Annotated in this window: 15 protein-coding genes; 1 reads left to right on the top strand and 14 read right to left on the bottom strand. The window is 37.8% G+C overall.

What is annotated here, in order from left to right; all coding sequences use genetic code 11:
* Positions 1-87: 87 nt before the first annotated feature.
* The 4 genes from ilvD to M3627_RS01945 all read right to left on the bottom strand — a co-directional run bounded on the left by ilvD (position 88) and on the right by M3627_RS01945 (position 6707).
* Positions 88-1755, bottom strand: a complete 1668-nt coding sequence (gene ilvD / locus M3627_RS01960; RefSeq protein ID WP_169358833.1) for a dihydroxy-acid dehydratase — start codon at positions 1753-1755, stop codon at positions 88-90.
* A gap of 696 nt (positions 1756-2451) precedes the next feature.
* Positions 2452-4134, bottom strand: a complete 1683-nt coding sequence (locus M3627_RS01955; protein WP_251552792.1) for a methyl-accepting chemotaxis protein — start codon at positions 4132-4134, stop codon at positions 2452-2454.
* A gap of 160 nt (positions 4135-4294) precedes the next feature.
* Entirely contained in the window at positions 4295-5983 is a 1689-nt protein-coding gene (locus tag M3627_RS01950; protein WP_251552791.1) for a methyl-accepting chemotaxis protein, read from the bottom strand.
* Positions 5984-6002: 19 nt separating this feature from the next.
* Positions 6003-6707, bottom strand: coding sequence for a C40 family peptidase (locus M3627_RS01945; RefSeq protein ID WP_251552790.1), 705 nt, complete (start codon positions 6705-6707; stop codon positions 6003-6005).
* 156 nt (positions 6708-6863) lie between these two features.
* Here M3627_RS01945 and M3627_RS01940 point away from each other — a divergent pair, with 156 nt between their 5' ends.
* Positions 6864-7196, top strand: a complete 333-nt coding sequence (locus tag M3627_RS01940; RefSeq protein WP_251552789.1) for an SCP2 sterol-binding domain-containing protein — start codon at positions 6864-6866, stop codon at positions 7194-7196.
* 48 nt (positions 7197-7244) lie between these two features.
* On the opposite strand, the gene M3627_RS01935 is transcribed toward M3627_RS01940, so the two are convergent.
* The 10 genes from M3627_RS01935 to flgL form a co-directional block, all read right to left on the bottom strand.
* The gene (locus M3627_RS01935; protein ID WP_251552788.1) at positions 7245-7631 is read right to left on the bottom strand and encodes a DUF8042 domain-containing protein; all 387 of its coding nucleotides are present in this window, start codon (positions 7629-7631) and stop codon (positions 7245-7247) included.
* Between the two features lie 60 nt (positions 7632-7691).
* Positions 7692-8045 carry a flagellar protein FliT gene (gene fliT, locus M3627_RS01930; protein ID WP_251552786.1) on the bottom strand — a complete coding sequence of 118 codons (354 nt, stop codon included), beginning with the start codon at positions 8043-8045 and terminating at the stop codon, positions 7692-7694.
* A complete protein-coding gene (fliS, locus tag M3627_RS01925; RefSeq protein ID WP_251552784.1) occupies positions 8042-8443 on the bottom strand; it encodes a flagellar export chaperone FliS in 402 nt (133 codons plus the stop codon). The genes fliT and fliS overlap by 4 nt, the downstream gene beginning before the upstream one ends.
* Positions 8444-8482: 39 nt before the next feature.
* A complete protein-coding gene (locus tag M3627_RS01920; RefSeq protein WP_251552782.1) occupies positions 8483-9997 on the bottom strand; it encodes a flagellar hook-associated protein 2 in 1515 nt (504 codons plus the stop codon).
* Between the two features lie 15 nt (positions 9998-10012).
* Positions 10013-10372: a flagellar protein FlaG gene (gene flaG / locus M3627_RS01915; RefSeq protein ID WP_251552781.1), complete on the bottom strand. Its 360-nt coding sequence runs from the start codon at positions 10370-10372 to the stop codon at positions 10013-10015.
* A 617-nt stretch (positions 10373-10989) separates the two neighbouring features.
* The gene (locus M3627_RS01910) at positions 10990-12213 is read right to left on the bottom strand and encodes a flagellin N-terminal helical domain-containing protein (RefSeq protein WP_251552780.1); all 1224 of its coding nucleotides are present in this window, start codon (positions 12211-12213) and stop codon (positions 10990-10992) included.
* Between the two features lie 170 nt (positions 12214-12383).
* Complete coding sequence (gene csrA, locus M3627_RS01905; protein ID WP_251552779.1) at positions 12384-12599, bottom strand: carbon storage regulator CsrA; 216 nt, start codon at positions 12597-12599, stop codon at positions 12384-12386.
* Positions 12600-12603: 4 nt separating this feature from the next.
* On the bottom strand, positions 12604-13041 hold the full coding sequence (gene fliW, locus M3627_RS01900) for a flagellar assembly protein FliW (RefSeq protein WP_251552778.1): 438 nt from the start codon (positions 13039-13041) through the stop codon (positions 12604-12606).
* Positions 13042-13061: 20 nt separating this feature from the next.
* Positions 13062-13616: a DUF6470 family protein gene (locus M3627_RS01895; RefSeq protein WP_251552777.1), complete on the bottom strand. Its 555-nt coding sequence runs from the start codon at positions 13614-13616 to the stop codon at positions 13062-13064.
* A gap of 70 nt (positions 13617-13686) precedes the next feature.
* On the bottom strand, positions 13687-14583 hold the full coding sequence (gene flgL / locus M3627_RS01890; RefSeq protein WP_251552776.1) for a flagellar hook-associated protein FlgL: 897 nt from the start codon (positions 14581-14583) through the stop codon (positions 13687-13689).
* Positions 14584-14598: the final 15 nt, after the last annotated feature.

Genomic DNA, 14598 nt, shown 5'->3' with positions numbered 1-14598 from the left:
GTTGTATTGCCGGCTCCCAGCACTACCGGCTCTCTGTGAATACAAAATTCCTTTAACTTTTGCCTCATCATAGATTTACAGCAATATTTATATTTTCATCACGCCACCTGTACTTGCAGATGTAACGAGCTTGGAATACCTTGCTAAATATCCTTTTTTAATCTTTGGTTCAAATGGTTGTAAATCTGCTCTTCTTCTAACGAGCTCTTCCTCACTCACCTGTAACTCTATCGTTCTATTAATAAGATCAATCGCGATTATGTCGCCATTTTCTACTAAAGCAATCGGTCCTCCGTCAGCAGCCTCTGGAGAGATATGCCCGATAGAAATTCCTCGGGAAGCACCTGAGAACCTTCCATCTGTAATCAGTGCCACCTTTGTTCCTAATCCACGACCTTGAATCGCCGATGTCGGTGCCAGCATTTCTGGCATTCCTGGACCACCTCTTGGACCCTCGTAGCGAATAACGACTACGTGACCTTCTCTGACCGTTCCATTATCAATAGCTTCTTGTGAAGCCTCCTGCGAATCAAAGACGATTGCCTCACCAGTGAATTCCTTAATAGAAGGATCGACCGCACCAACCTTGATGACTCCGCCCTCTGGTGCAATGTTTCCGAATAAGACGGATAACCCACCTACTGGACTATAAGGATTTTCTTTTCTTCTAATCACCTGCTCATTTTTAATCTCGCAGTCTTTCACATTTTCATAGAGTGACTTACCAGTAATCGTTAGTCGATCCGGGTGAACCGCTCCAGGTATTTCACAAAGCTCTTTTATAATGGCGCTGACTCCTCCAGCTAAGTGAACATCATGCATGGAGTAATCAGATGCTGGCATAATTTTAGATAAATAAGGAATTCGCTTAGCTACTTCATTTATTTCACTGACGTTATACTCAATTTCTGCCTCGTGAGCGATTGCTAACGTATGTAACACTGTATTGGTCGATCCGCCCATTGCCATATCAAGTGCAAATGCATCATCGATTGTTTCCTTCGTAATCAAATCTCGAGGCTTCACATCCTCCTTGACCATTCGGACAAGATGCTTTGCCGCCTCTCGAATCAGTTGGTGTCTCTCATCCGATGTAGCAACGATCGTACCATTACCAGGTAACGTAACACCTAGCATTTCCATTAAAGAGTTCATGGAGTTTGCCGTGAACATCCCGGAGCATGAGCCACAGGTCGGACAGGCGTTTTGTTCGATGTCTAAAAGCTGTTCTGCAGTCATCGAGCCCGACTTATACGATCCGACCCCTTCAAAAACGGAAGTAAGGGAAAGCTGCTTACCATCTGCAGAAACTCCCGCCTCCATTGGTCCGCCTGATACGAAAACCGATGGGACATTCGTTCTTACAGCGGCCATTAGCATTCCTGGAGTTATCTTGTCACAGTTCGGAATATAAAAGACTCCGTCAAACCAGTGTGCATTGATAACCGTTTCTGCTGAATCTGCAATTAGCTCTCGACTTGGAAGCGAATATCGCATTCCAATATGCCCCATTGCGATTCCATCATCTACACCAATTGTGTTGAATTCGAATGGTATACCTCCTGCTTCTCTAATGGCATCCTTTACAACCTCTGCAAACTTATTTAGATGCATATGGCCAGGAATAATATCGATATACGAGTTACAGACACCGATAAACGGCTTATCCAAGTCTCTTGTTTTTACCCCAGTAGCGTAAAGTAAGCTACGATGTGGGGCTCGATCTACACCCTTTTTAATCATGTCACTTCTCATATTTATCGCCCCTATACTTTACCGCTTCAACGCGTTTGCCTATGCAAAATTCGTAAATACCTGTTTAACTTACTTTGTGAATTTTCTTGCAATATTTAATATATTGAAGATATCATAACCCCTATAAACCTTAGAGTCAACCGTATTTCTTTAAATTTTCTGTTAGTTTCGAATATTCATTTATATTGTAATCGCTTACAATAGCGATATATCGCATTTTGTATAAGGAAAAATTATTTTAAAATTTGTTTATACATAACATGATTGTGAGAGGCATATGTGTGGGGATTTGGTAAAAGAAGAGGGGATTCAAAAAAATATTTTTCCTATTAAGTAACACTGCAATTACTTTACTTCTAGGGAACACTCCTCCTACTTGCCAGTGGCTCTTTTATTTCTCGCAATACTTCCTCCCTTTAGCGCAACACTTTGACCAATTTCTGCAATACTTCACTGATTTGCGCAACACTTTCTCTATTTCCCGCAACTCTTTTATTTCCCGCAATTCTTTCTCCCGTTAGCGCAACACTTTGCCACGTCTCTGCAACACTTCCCTTGTTTCCCACAACACTTCATCTGATAACTGTAGAACTTCCGCCATAGACCCCTACACTTTGCCACTTCTCTATATCACTCCTACAAAAAAAGACATCGTCACAATATGTGACAATGCCTTTTTAAGGGTTACCCCAAATATTAGATTTTAAAGTGGCTTACTTCACTTTGCAGTTTTTCTGCAAGTGTCGCCAAGGTTTGTGCATTTGTTGAAATTTCTTCGGTTGCTGCTAATTGCTGCTCGGTAGCTGCACTCGTATCACTTGCTCCCTCTGCTGCGTGGTTTGCCAAGTTTTCTACTTCTTGAGCACTTTCAGTCACAGAGTTAGTCATTTCCTTAATATGTTCAATTGCTGTAGTAACTGTTGCAACTTTCACTGCAACTTCTTCTACACTGGACTCAATTTCATTGAACACGTCTAATGATTCGGTTGTCTTAGAAAGACCATCCTCAACCTTGTCTCCACCTGTTGTAATAGCTTTGACTGCCTCAGAAGATGCGGACTGGATTAGTTTTACCATGGATTCAATTTCAGAAGCAGAGTTTTTGGATTGCTCAGCAAGCTTGCGTACTTCTTCTGCAACTACTGCGAAGCCTTTTCCATATTCGCCTGCACGCGCTGCTTCAATCGCAGCATTCAGCGCAAGTAGATTCGTTTGCTCTGAAATATCCGTGATTAAAGCTGTAATGGACTGTATTTCATTGGAATGCTTAGCCATGTTATTCATAATTTCTGTTGTTTCTTTGAATGTTTCATGAATGGTGTTCATTTGACTTGCTACTCCAGATACTACTGTAGAGCCTTTGGTAACGAGCTTTTTCACGCCATCTGTTGCTTCCAGCATTTCTTTGTTGTTTTGTGAAATGTCTGATACGCCTTGTTGCATTTCAGCCATAGATTGCACAGAGTTTTCAACATGCTTCACTTGCTCTTCACTTGCTGCCATTTGATCCTCTGCAGATTTTGCCACCATTTGAGAGGATGCTAGGCTTTCCTCTGAGCTTGCAGACAGTTCTTCTGCATTAGCGGCAAGCTGCATAGAGGAATCGCGAACGTTAGAGACGATACGTTGTAAATCACTTGTCATTTTATTAAACGTAGTTGCCATTGCCCCAACTTCGTCTTTATTTTTAATAACGATTGGTTCTACTTTCAGGTTACCTTTTGCAATTTCCTCTAGTCCCTCTGTCACCTTGCGTATTGGAGCAGAAATACCTTTACTGATGAAATGAGAAACGAGTATACCTATAATAATACTTGAGATTACTAATATGATTATAAATAGGTTAACTTTATCATTATATGTATCTAATTCTTCTCTAGTCTGTAGCATATTTTTTTCTTGAATTTGTTTTAACTCACCTAAAATCGCCAAAGCATTGCCGTTAAGCTCGCTTGACTTTGCTGCATATTGTTCAAAGGGTTGATTGCTTTTTTTCAACGTGATTATTTTATCATTTGATTCAAAAAGCTGTACAGTCTCTGTTTGAAGGTCCTTTAATAACTTTTGTGACTCTTCATCCTTTACCGATTCTATTAAAGCACGAGCTGCAACTGATCCCTTTTCTATTTCTTGATCAAATTTTTGGATAGCATCATCTGAACCAAACATAACGAACTCTAGTATAGCAGTCGCCATATCCTTTTGAATTACTTCAATTTCTGATACTAGATTAATCTTTTCAATATCCTTATCAATAATATCTTTATACTTATTTGCAAGGTCATAGGAAGTAAAAATAGAAGTAACACTTATAAAAACTAATAAAAGTAAAACAAATGAAAACCCGAACCACATTTTTTTGGAAATTGATAATTTCATTTTGGAACTCCTTTTCCGTAATTATTTTCATACATGAGTAAAATGCGCCTCTATAATTATACTCTTTATAAGGTATTTTGACATAGATAAATGTACATATTTATTCCTAATGGCATAAAAAAGTTCTACACTTTTTAAATTAAGTATAGAACCTTTATACCTACATTTTAAAATGACTTATATTATCTTGTAATTTTTCTGCTAAATTTGCTAGAGATTGAGCATTAGACGTAATTTCACTATTGGAAGCAAGCTGTTGTTCTGTTGCTGCGCTAGTATCAGTAGCCCCTTGTGCTACAATCTCTGCGAGTCTTTGAACATCCCTTGAGCCTTCCGTGACAGTTTGGGCAATCATCTGAATTTGCTTAATTGCACTAGAAACAGATTCTACTTTAAAGCCTACTTCTACTACTGCGGTTTCAATATGCTCAAATACATCTAAGGATTCTTTTGTTTTCGCTAATCCTTCTTTAACCTTGCCTTCTCCTACTGTAATTGCACCCACCGCATTCTCGGTAGCCCCTTGGATCACTTTTACCATGTCCGCTATTTCAGAAGCAGCATTTTTGGATTGCTCTGCAAGCTTTCGTACCTCATCTGCAACGACCGCGAATCCTTTTCCATATTCTCCAGCTCGAGCTGCTTCAATGGCAGCGTTTAATGCAAGCAGATTCGTTTGCTCTGAGATTTGTGTAATAAGAGTAGTAATGCCTTGAATATCACTAGAATGCTTCTCCATATCTCTCATATTGGTTGCTGTTTCATTAAACGTCTCATGAATAGTGCTCATCTGTTGTGCCACCGCCTCGATGACATCTGAGCCCTGTTTAACAAGCTTTCCGACATTATTAGCAGAATTAAGCATCTCACCATTACTAGAGGCAATTTCATTCACTCCTTGTGAAAGCTCCGACATCCCTTCCATAGAAGTAGTCATATGGAGTACCTGCTGTTCACTGCTAGCCATTTGCTCATGAGCTGAGCTTGCTACCATTTGTGAGCTCGCTAAACTTTCCTCCGAACTGGCTGATAATTCTTCCGCATTAGCTGCAAGCTGCATAGACGTTTCCTGTACATTCGAAACAATCATACGGAGGTCGGCTGACATTTTGTTAAATGCTGAGGCCATTTCCCCAGCCTCGTCTTTGTTCTTAATCAGAATTGGCTCTACAAGCAGATTGCCCCCTGCAATTTGTGTAAGACCAGAAGTCACACGTTTAATCGGACGTGCTATACTTCTACCTATATAAAATGCAATCACTGCTCCGAGTATTGCCCCTGCAATCGTAATGCCCATTACAAGTAGGGTAGTATTACGCTCGTAATTTCGCAGCTCTTCTACTGTAGATGCCATATCTTTTTGAAGCTGCTCCTCTATCTTGTCTAGCAAAGACACCATATTATCATTAACCGTTTTAACATCTTTTGTTAATGTATTTATTTGAGTTGGATCAACAAGAATTTGATTGGATATAAGCTTCTCATTAGCTTCTACAAACATCACATATTTTCTTTCATAATCTTCAATGAACGGCAGAGACTCCTCTGAATTTATCCCTTTTTTTAGTTCCTCCATTAGTGTTCCAGTGGAATCTATGTTAGTTCTAACAGCTTTTCTAGAAGCATCCATTTTCGTCAGTAAAAAATCATACAGGTTTTCGGTAGTTTCATTTTGAGCCATTTGAATCTCTTGAATCAGACTCACATTCTTACTATCCACCTCTAAAATTTCCCTGTACTGACTATTGATCCCTTTTGATGCTAGAGTAGTAACATAGGAAACAATCATCATCAATAGGATAATTGCAGAGAAGCCCAACCACATTTTTTTTGTAATGGTCCACTTCATAATCATTCTCCTGTCTTAATTACTTTTGAACAAATCGATTAAAGGATACAAAGTGCTCATTCCAGTACACATTATCGAGCATAGTAATCTCTACTCCCTTAGATCCTGCATGGATGAATTGATTGTCCCCTAAAAAGATTCCCATATGAGAGATTCCTTCTTTATATGTATTTTGAAAAAACACTAAATCCCCAGGGACCGGATTAGTCACCACAACACTATCCAAATAATAAGACTCACTGCTCTTACGTTCCATTTTTACACCAGCCTGATTATGTAGGAAGTAAATAAACCCACTGCAATCAAACCCAGCCATCGTATTTCCCGCATACAAATAAGGAATACCTTCCAAACGTTTAGCAAAATCAATGATTAGTGGGTAATAGGCATGTCCTTCACCTGAAATAATAGGTGCTGGAGCTGGTGTCGCTACTGGAGCAGCTACCGTTTGAACAGGCTTTGTCACAACAGGTGCCGCCTTAGCTGGGACAACCTTTGTGACACTTTTAACTGTGGCTGGTTTTTGTACTACAAGCTTTTGCTTAATATAAATATTATCCTTTGTCAGCTTGTTCCAAGTACGTAAATCAGCTACCGTTACTTTATGTAATTTAGCAATCTTTGTAAGGCTATCTCCCTTTTTCACCTCATAAAGCGTACTTGCACTTGCATTTTCTGTAATAAAAAACAGCATAAAAGCTATAATCAGCACTTTCTTTCTCATACTTTAAACCCCCTTTCTGTTTATATCGGTAAAACTTTCGTAACATCCACAACTTTCAACAAAATATTACCTGGGAAATAAACGCTCGTAAGTTATCAGAAAATATGTCATAATCATAAATGAATAACCATTCATTTAGACAAAGGGGATATGACTATGAATGAAACATGGGCACAAATCGAAAACACAATGAACAACAAACCAGCACCAATCCAAAACCAAAATGTCCGCTACGAATTCCACCTATCCGGCGACGAGCCATCCGTTAAACAATTAGTCATCGCAGACGGTAGAGCATTTGTAACAGACGATACTTCTACTAAGGCTGATTGCACATTAAAATTAAGCTCAAAGGATTTTGTAAAGCTGATTAATGGAGATTTGAACAGTACTTCTGCCTTTATGTTCGGGAAGCTGAATGTGGATGGGAGTATTGGTCTTGCTTTGAAGCTTGAGGGGTTGTTGAAGGAGTATAGTTTTCAAGCGTAAATAAATAAGGATGTTCCTCGGAGAACATCCTTTTTAAATCTTTTTTTGTTAAGCTAGCTGATAGCCTCTGAGTAGTGGCTCTATTTTAGAATGCCATGCTTGGTAAGCAGGAAAAATATCTTCATTTACTATTGTTTGCTTCGCATTTGTTTTATCAAATAAACCAGCCAATTTTTCAGAAGCCACAACTACCTGTTGGAATTCCTGAAGAGCTAGAATAATTTCCCTTTGTTCAGCAAACACCTTTTCTAAATCCTCATTTGACGATATAATTTGCACAAAAGCACTGAAAATGTCACTTAGAATAAGATCTGCCTCAGTCTTTGAATAGTCCTCATAGCTTGCAATAACGTACTCAAACCCTTCCTTTATCGAGGATAGTAGGTCCAGGTACTCCCGGATTAAATGTACTTGTTCTTCTGTTAAATGTTCCATTGTATAATCTCCAATTCTATGTAAAAACCGGCATAAGCATAGTTGCTTCATGCCGGTTTCTTATTTTTTCTTATCGTAAAAGGTACCATCACGGTAAACATTGCTATAGGGATCCATATACGCATGCACAGAGACTTTTTTCTTCTGCTGATCAGATATAGCAATTCTAATATCCTTCATATAGACGCTAAGCTTACTTCGTAGTTCTTCCTCTAGAGGCAGAAGCTCTTTTCCAAATTCCATTTCCTCATCCGTATAGGGAGCCTGTATCGAATTTTGTAAACCTTCCCGCTCCATAATAAGCTTGTCCACTTGTTCGATGACTTTATCTCTTTTTTCTTCTTCCCGAACATCTAATAAACGAACCAAAAGCTCTGTTTTAGTTCTCCAAACCTTTAAGCTTTCACGAATCATATTTCACCAGTAGATCCATATTGTTTTTGGCGGTTCATTTGAATAACCTGCTTCCAAGTATCACGGAACTCCGTCGTATACCCAACGACTTCGTCTACCTTAGAAGCATCATTATGGATATTGGCTTCCACTAAACAATTAATCATATATTCATATAAGGAAAGCATAGATTTTGAGACTGGTACAGACATATCTAACGTAACCATAAGCTCACGTAAAATATTCTGAGCCTTTTGGATATTTGTATTCTTTAATTCGATATCTTTATTTTCAATACCTTTTTTCGCTTGATTTAAAAACTTTATACAGCCATTATATAGCATAAGCGTCAATTCACCGGGTGACGATTGGGTAACACTATTTTGCTGATAGGCTTGATATGGATTATTCACAGCCATACTAACACTCCTTTTTCCGTAAAGCTTTTAACAGATTTATTATTGTCCGCCACCAAATGCATTCATTAAGTATGAAGATTGGTTATTTGCGCGGAGTATTACTGATTCCATGGCTGAGAATTGTTTAAAGTAACGAGTTTCAATATTTTGCAAACGAAGTTCAAATCGACTAATCTGGTCATCATAGCCCTTTAATGTACGTCCAAGTGAGAAAGTGGTATTAACAGCACTATCCGTACCAGCTTTTTCGATTACTTTCTTACGGGTTTCGTCTAAAGTTGCTACTAACCTTCTAGCTAACCCTTTTTCTGAATCTGTAGCGCCATCAGCAGCAAAAAGTTCATATACTTGGTTAGGATCATCTGAAATTGCTTTACGTAATTTCGTTTCATCAATGACCAGTTTACCATTTTCCATGTAATTGCTAGATGTGGAGATACCAATTTCGCTCAAACGGTCAGCACCAGCGACTCCACTAACTGCTGAGTTTAAAGCGGAGCGCAGTTGGCCTAAAGCATTGGATAAGACACTATCATTTCGAAGTGTACCACTTTTCGCTTTTTCTTCCCATAGTTCTATTTCTTTTTCCTTCATATCCGCTTTTTGTTCTGTAGACAGCGGGTGGAAATCTCTATATTTTTTCTCACGAATCTCACTGTTTAAGTTTTCGATCAGTTTGTTATATTCATCTACAAATTTAGTTACCGATGCTAGAATTTTGTCGGTGTCTGGTGCAGAACTGAATGTGATGTCTGTATTACTGGCTTTTTTTAGAGAAACTTCAAATCCGTTGATTTGGAATGTGTTTGATTGGCGTTGTGTTTCTAGACCGTTATATATAAAAATAGCATTCTTACCATCTGTTGCTACTGCATCTTCAAGTTTTAAGAAGTTATTAGTATCTCCTTCGATAATAATCTCGGATGGATTATTATTTGTAATGGTTCCATCAGCAGCAATCGTTTTAGCTAGTTCCCCACTATTCTTTGCTGTAAATGCCATCTTTCCTGTAAAAGAATCATAGAAAGCGTTGACTCCTGAGTTTTTATTAATATCATCCAATACACTCTGCATTGTTGAATTTTCATCTAATTTTACAATGTAACCATCTTTATCTAAGGTTCCATCTGCTTTGATTGTTTTAATAGTAAAAGAAGTAGGCACGGTAACATTTAAATCTTTTAGTTTTTTTGTCAAGTCAGCATCAGATGCTAAAACTCGTTCTGTACTTTGCATTGTAGCAGCTTCAGCTAATTGTTTTACGTTAATCTTTCCTGTAAAGTCACTAGTCGAATTTACATTTTTAACACTTATATCGTCTGGTGCCGAACTAGTTACCGTTTTTTGAATATACGTAGATTGACGTATCATCGTGTCACTTGTTAATGTACGAAAATCAAATAATTTTTTATTAGCTGAACGATAATCATCTCGTTGCCATTCCATGTATTGTTTCTTTTGCATAATTTTATCTAAAGGAATACGTTGCGCCTTCATTAAATCTTTAATGATCGACTCAGTATCCATACCGCTTGCTAATCCTGTAATACGCATGAAACCACCAACCTTTTATATTTTCTTGTCCACGAAAATTCCAACAAATTCACACATAGCCGCATACATATCCATCAATTTCTTAGAAGGAATCTCTCTCACAACTTCATCTGTCTTGGAATTTACTAATGTCACATAATACATTTCCAACTCATCGTGATATTTGAACCGTAGTTCGGTATTGGTTGATTCTAAAAATTTATTCATACTATCTGTCATTTTTTTTGCTTTTTCCGCCGGTAATTGTTCTAAATTACCCATCCCTATTGAAAGAGGAACGTCATTAGTAGACACGGCTACAACTGGTTCTACCTCAGTTGTTTTATTGGACGAATAAGGAACATTTATAACAGAATCAGAAATTCGATTGACCACTTGGTTCTTGCCCCCTCTGTATATATTTATATCTCTTATATATTATATCGGTCTGGGAGATTTTATATAAAGGGGACTCATTAAATTAAAGGGGAAACTTTACTAGCTTTTCTAGTGCTTAATAGAACTTTTTCAACGTCTTTAGGGCAACTGGTATCTCTATTGATTTTGTGCACCTGGAGCTCTTGAAAACTGACCATAAATATAAATGTTTTAAAGGAAATGTTAATAGGTTTCCTAATGTAAATAAAATAGCTAAATTGGGGGAAATAGCTCTACTTGAACAAAGTTCGGTACGCAAAGAAAGTACTCAAATAAATTAGGTAACAAGCCACCTACTCTCTTTCCTTTAACAAATAAGAAAAAATAAGAACACGATCATATATGAATACTATCATAGTAAAATCAAAGAGGGAGCGGAGAGAAGGAAGAAGAAACAAACCTTGTCTAAGTAGAAAGAAGGTTAGTAAACGTAGTATTTAGTATTCTGAAGGATAAAACTCCATACAGACAGCCTCTATTAAAGAATGAGTGTGCATAATAAATAGAGACCCTAGGAATATCGAATATCCCTAGAGTCTCTTTCTTTTTAGCTAATCTAAGCCGTGGGGCGAAGATTAACGAAGTAATTGAAGTACGCCTTGTGGTTGTTGGTTAGCTTGAGCCAACATAGCTTGTGCTGCTTGAGATAAAATAGAATTTTTAGTTTGCTCCATCATTTCTTTCGCCATGTCTACGTCACGGATACGAGATTCCGCAGCAGTTAAGTTTTCAGAAGATGTGCTCAAATTGTTAATTGTATGCTCTAAACGGTTTTGGTTTGCACCAAGTTTAGAACGTTCGGCAGAAACTTTATCAATTGCCGTTTGAATCTTAGTCACTGCTGAAGCTGCATTTTCATGTGTTGAAACGTCAAGAGCCGCTTCTGTTACAGCTGAATCAGTACCATTTGTTACTGAATCTGCTTTTGTAAAACCAGCAGTATCAGCTGTTCCTGTAATTCCTAAGCTCGATGCACGCATATCACCAATTTCAAGTGTTAGGCTTTGCTTTTCATTAGCACCAATTTGGAATTGTAGACCAGCACCTGCATCAGCACCACCAGCAACGGCTGCTGAAGTAGCGCCAGTTGTTGTAGTTACAGCAGTACCAGCTACTTGAACAGTTTGTGTAATACCTTCTGCTTCTAGCGCATCATTTATAGCAGTTGCAAGATCAGCATTAGTCACTGCAGGGGTTCCAGAAAAATCTCCATTAATAGTGACTGTTTTATTTGCAGTATCGATTACTGCCGCTTCAGGAGTTGCAGCTGCTACAGTACCTAATTTAAAAGTATATCCTTCAAGAGCTCCTCCAGTAGTATCAAATGTTAATCCACCAACTGTAACTTGTCCTGCAGCAACAGCTGCTTTATTAGAGTCTTTTCCGCCATTAAGAAGTTTTTGAGTATTAAACTCTGTTGTATTACCAATTCTGTTAATTTCAGAAGTTAAAGAGTTGATTTCTTTTTGTATTTCGCCACGATCACTTGTTGTATTAGTATCATTAGCTGATTGAGTAGCTAATTCACGCATACGTTGAAGAATGTCATGAGTTTCATTTAACGCACCTTCAGCAGTTTGTATTAAAGAAATAGCGTCTTGAGAGTTACGAGAAGCTTGATCTAATCCACGGATTTGACCACGCATTTTTTCGGAAATCGCTAGACCTGCTGCATCATCTCCAGCTTTATTAATACGCATTCCTGAAGCTAATTTTTCCATTGATTTAGATTGTGCATTTGTTGCACTACCTAATTGACGGTGTGTGTTAAGTGCTGCGATATTGTGATTGATAATCATTATAAGTTCCTCCTTGGAATGTGTTGCTCACTTCCTTGTGAGCAGTTTTTAGTATGTGGGCAAGAGAACCGAGCCGGCCGGACCCCGTTTTTCTTGCTTACATAGATAATATCGGAATCGAGAGATAATGTTTAATAGTTTTTAAATTTATTTTTTGAATAAATTTCTAATTAGTCATTAAGTCTTTTTAAAAGGTCTAAATTAATGATTACGGCCTCTGTATTAGACTCTGATACATCTTGTCTTAACTCCCCTCGTATGACTTCAATACTTCTAGGGGCTCGTATACCGATTTTCACTTGCTCTCCTTTTATTTCCGAGATCACAAGTTCTACATCTTCGCCAATCCAGATTGTTTCTCCTACTTTTCGAGATAATACTAGCATTTGCTCACCCCTTTTGACTTTCTGAAGAAATAAGGTGACGAATAGCGTATTCTTCGTTGTTTAAAATCACTTGCTTAGCTTTTTTGTTTGTTGTATTTAAAACGATAGGTGCTTTTAGATTAAGCGTAGATTGTGCAAGTGTTTCTTTTAAGGAAACAATTGCAAAGACTGCCACATCTTTTTCGTCTTTTATTTGTAGAGCGTTGACGGTTGCTTCGTCTAGTTCAAAGTTATAGTTAGTGGTAATTGTATATGGATTAGTTACAATGAATGCTAATGCTTCGGTCTGAATGGATTGCAACACTTGAAATGCATCATTGTCTTCAATTGCAATTAAAGCAAACTCTCTTTCGTTTTCAAAACCTGGGATACCGTGTTCAAATGTCATAAGACTAGATTGTTCAATTTCTATTTCACCCATATAAGCAGTGTTTATTTTCATTTATTTACTCCTTCTATCGATTATACAAGCCAATCGATTGTTAATGATGCATGTTGAAACATTTCTATTTTTACTTTTCCTGGTGTGTAGTTATGAATTGGTTTATTAATTGTCGTATTATTTATAACTTTTTGTGGTTCAGTTTGTATGTCTACGCTACCTGGCTCAAAATTTACTTTTACACTACCGTAAGACGGTACAAATTTAATACCTAGTGAAGTATATGGTTGTCTGCCTGATTGTTTAGCTTGTGCTTGTATTGGATTTCCACCGTTTTCAATCTTCATCAGCTCGTTTCCTTGTTGGGCACGCCTGGCGATTCCTTCTGAAACACCTTGTTTACCTTCAGCAGCAAACTCTTCTATTCTTCTTTTAACACTTTTTAAGTCTATATCTGCACGAGCTTGCTCCGTGTCAATTGTAAGCTGTGGTTTGGTTGTTTTCATTGTTTGTATAGCTTTTGGTTGTTGGATATCTAGGTTGGCTACTGGCTGCTCAATTTGTTGTACAGGTTTTTGAGTAGTTAAGCCAATTATTGCTTTTGTTGACTGTACTTGAAGCTTTGGGATGTTCACTTATTCTCCCCCTCTAAAGAAAGCGCTTGGAACAAGTTGTCCAAACGCTTTTGTTATTGTTTAATTTACATTATCGTAAAAAGTCTACTAAGCTTGGTTGAATAATTCGCGCGCCTACAGATAGTGCTGCTCGGTGAATCGATTCTTGGGTAATCATTTCAGTAATCGCTTTTTCCATATCAACGTCTTCATTTTCCGACATTTGTTTAGTAGCTATTACTTCTTGGGATTGTAAACGATCATCCATGAGTTCTACGCGGTTTTGTCTTGCGCCAATGTCTGCACGTGTAGTTAAAATATCATTCATTTGCTTATCAATTTTTCCAATTGCTTCTGAAAATTCAACTGTTCCATCTTTTATATCCTGGAACATTTGATCAATATTTTTAAATACATCTATTGCGTTTGTATTAACTTTAAGATTTATCCCATCAAATACTTCGATTTCAACATCCTTTATAAAACCTTGGTTTATTGGATTTCCAGCAGCATCGTTAAGTTCTACATAAGCAGGTGGATTAGCAGAAGTATCAAATGGCGCTGTAGTTGTTTTCGTGCCACTAAAAATGTATTTGTCCCCTACTTTTGTGTTCGCTATGTTTTGAATATGTTGTCTTAGCTGATCTAGTTCACTTTTAATCTTTTCTTGGTCGTCTACTGTTGTCGTTCCATTTGCAGCCTTAACTGCTAATTCGTTAGCTCTTTGTAACGCTGAACCAACTTTATCAAAAGCATCATCTGAGCTATCTAACCAGTTGTTTACTTCTCCGATGTTCCGCTGGAATTGCTCTACCTTGTCTAATGCAGTTCGGTAGCCAATTCCTTTCATTGCTACTACGGGATCATCAGAAGGACGAGTTACTTTTTTGCCTGTTTCTATTTGATTTTGTACTTTTCCCATTTTATTATAGCTATTCGATAAGTTACGTAGCATATTGTTTGATAGCATTGACTGGGTTACGCGCATGTTTAGTACCCCCTA

The sequence above is a fragment of the Psychrobacillus sp. MER TA 171 genome (assembly GCF_023713305.1).
In the GTDB taxonomy this organism is placed as follows: Bacteria; Bacillota; Bacilli; order Bacillales_A; family Planococcaceae; genus Psychrobacillus.
Note: the sequence above shows the minus strand (reverse complement) of the source record. Positions and strands in the feature narration are given on the sequence as shown.

Coding starts and splice junctions, on each gene's coding strand:
- ilvD (WP_169358833.1), bottom strand. CDS start 1,755: ATGAGAAGTGACATGATTAAAAAGGGTGTAGATCGAGCCCCACATCGT.
- M3627_RS01955 (WP_251552792.1), bottom strand. CDS start 4,134: ATGAAATTATCAATTTCCAAAAAAATGTGGTTCGGGTTTTCATTTGTT.
- M3627_RS01950 (WP_251552791.1), bottom strand. CDS start 5,983: ATGAAGTGGACCATTACAAAAAAAATGTGGTTGGGCTTCTCTGCAATT.
- M3627_RS01945 (WP_251552790.1), bottom strand. CDS start 6,707: ATGAGAAAGAAAGTGCTGATTATAGCTTTTATGCTGTTTTTTATTACA.
- M3627_RS01940 (WP_251552789.1), top strand. CDS start 6,864: ATGAATGAAACATGGGCACAAATCGAAAACACAATGAACAACAAACCA.
- M3627_RS01935 (WP_251552788.1), bottom strand. CDS start 7,631: ATGGAACATTTAACAGAAGAACAAGTACATTTAATCCGGGAGTACCTG.
- fliT (WP_251552786.1), bottom strand. CDS start 8,045: ATGATTCGTGAAAGCTTAAAGGTTTGGAGAACTAAAACAGAGCTTTTG.
- fliS (WP_251552784.1), bottom strand. CDS start 8,443: ATGGCTGTGAATAATCCATATCAAGCCTATCAGCAAAATAGTGTTACC.
- M3627_RS01920 (WP_251552782.1), bottom strand. CDS start 9,997: ATGCGTATTACAGGATTAGCAAGCGGTATGGATACTGAGTCGATCATT.
- M3627_RS01910 (WP_251552780.1), bottom strand. CDS start 12,213: ATGATTATCAATCACAATATCGCAGCACTTAACACACACCGTCAATTA.
- csrA (WP_251552779.1), bottom strand. CDS start 12,599: ATGCTAGTATTATCTCGAAAAGTAGGAGAAACAATCTGGATTGGCGAA.
- fliW (WP_251552778.1), bottom strand. CDS start 13,041: ATGAAAATAAACACTGCTTATATGGGTGAAATAGAAATTGAACAATCT.
- flgL (WP_251552776.1), bottom strand. CDS start 14,583: ATGCGCGTAACCCAGTCAATGCTATCAAACAATATGCTACGTAACTTA.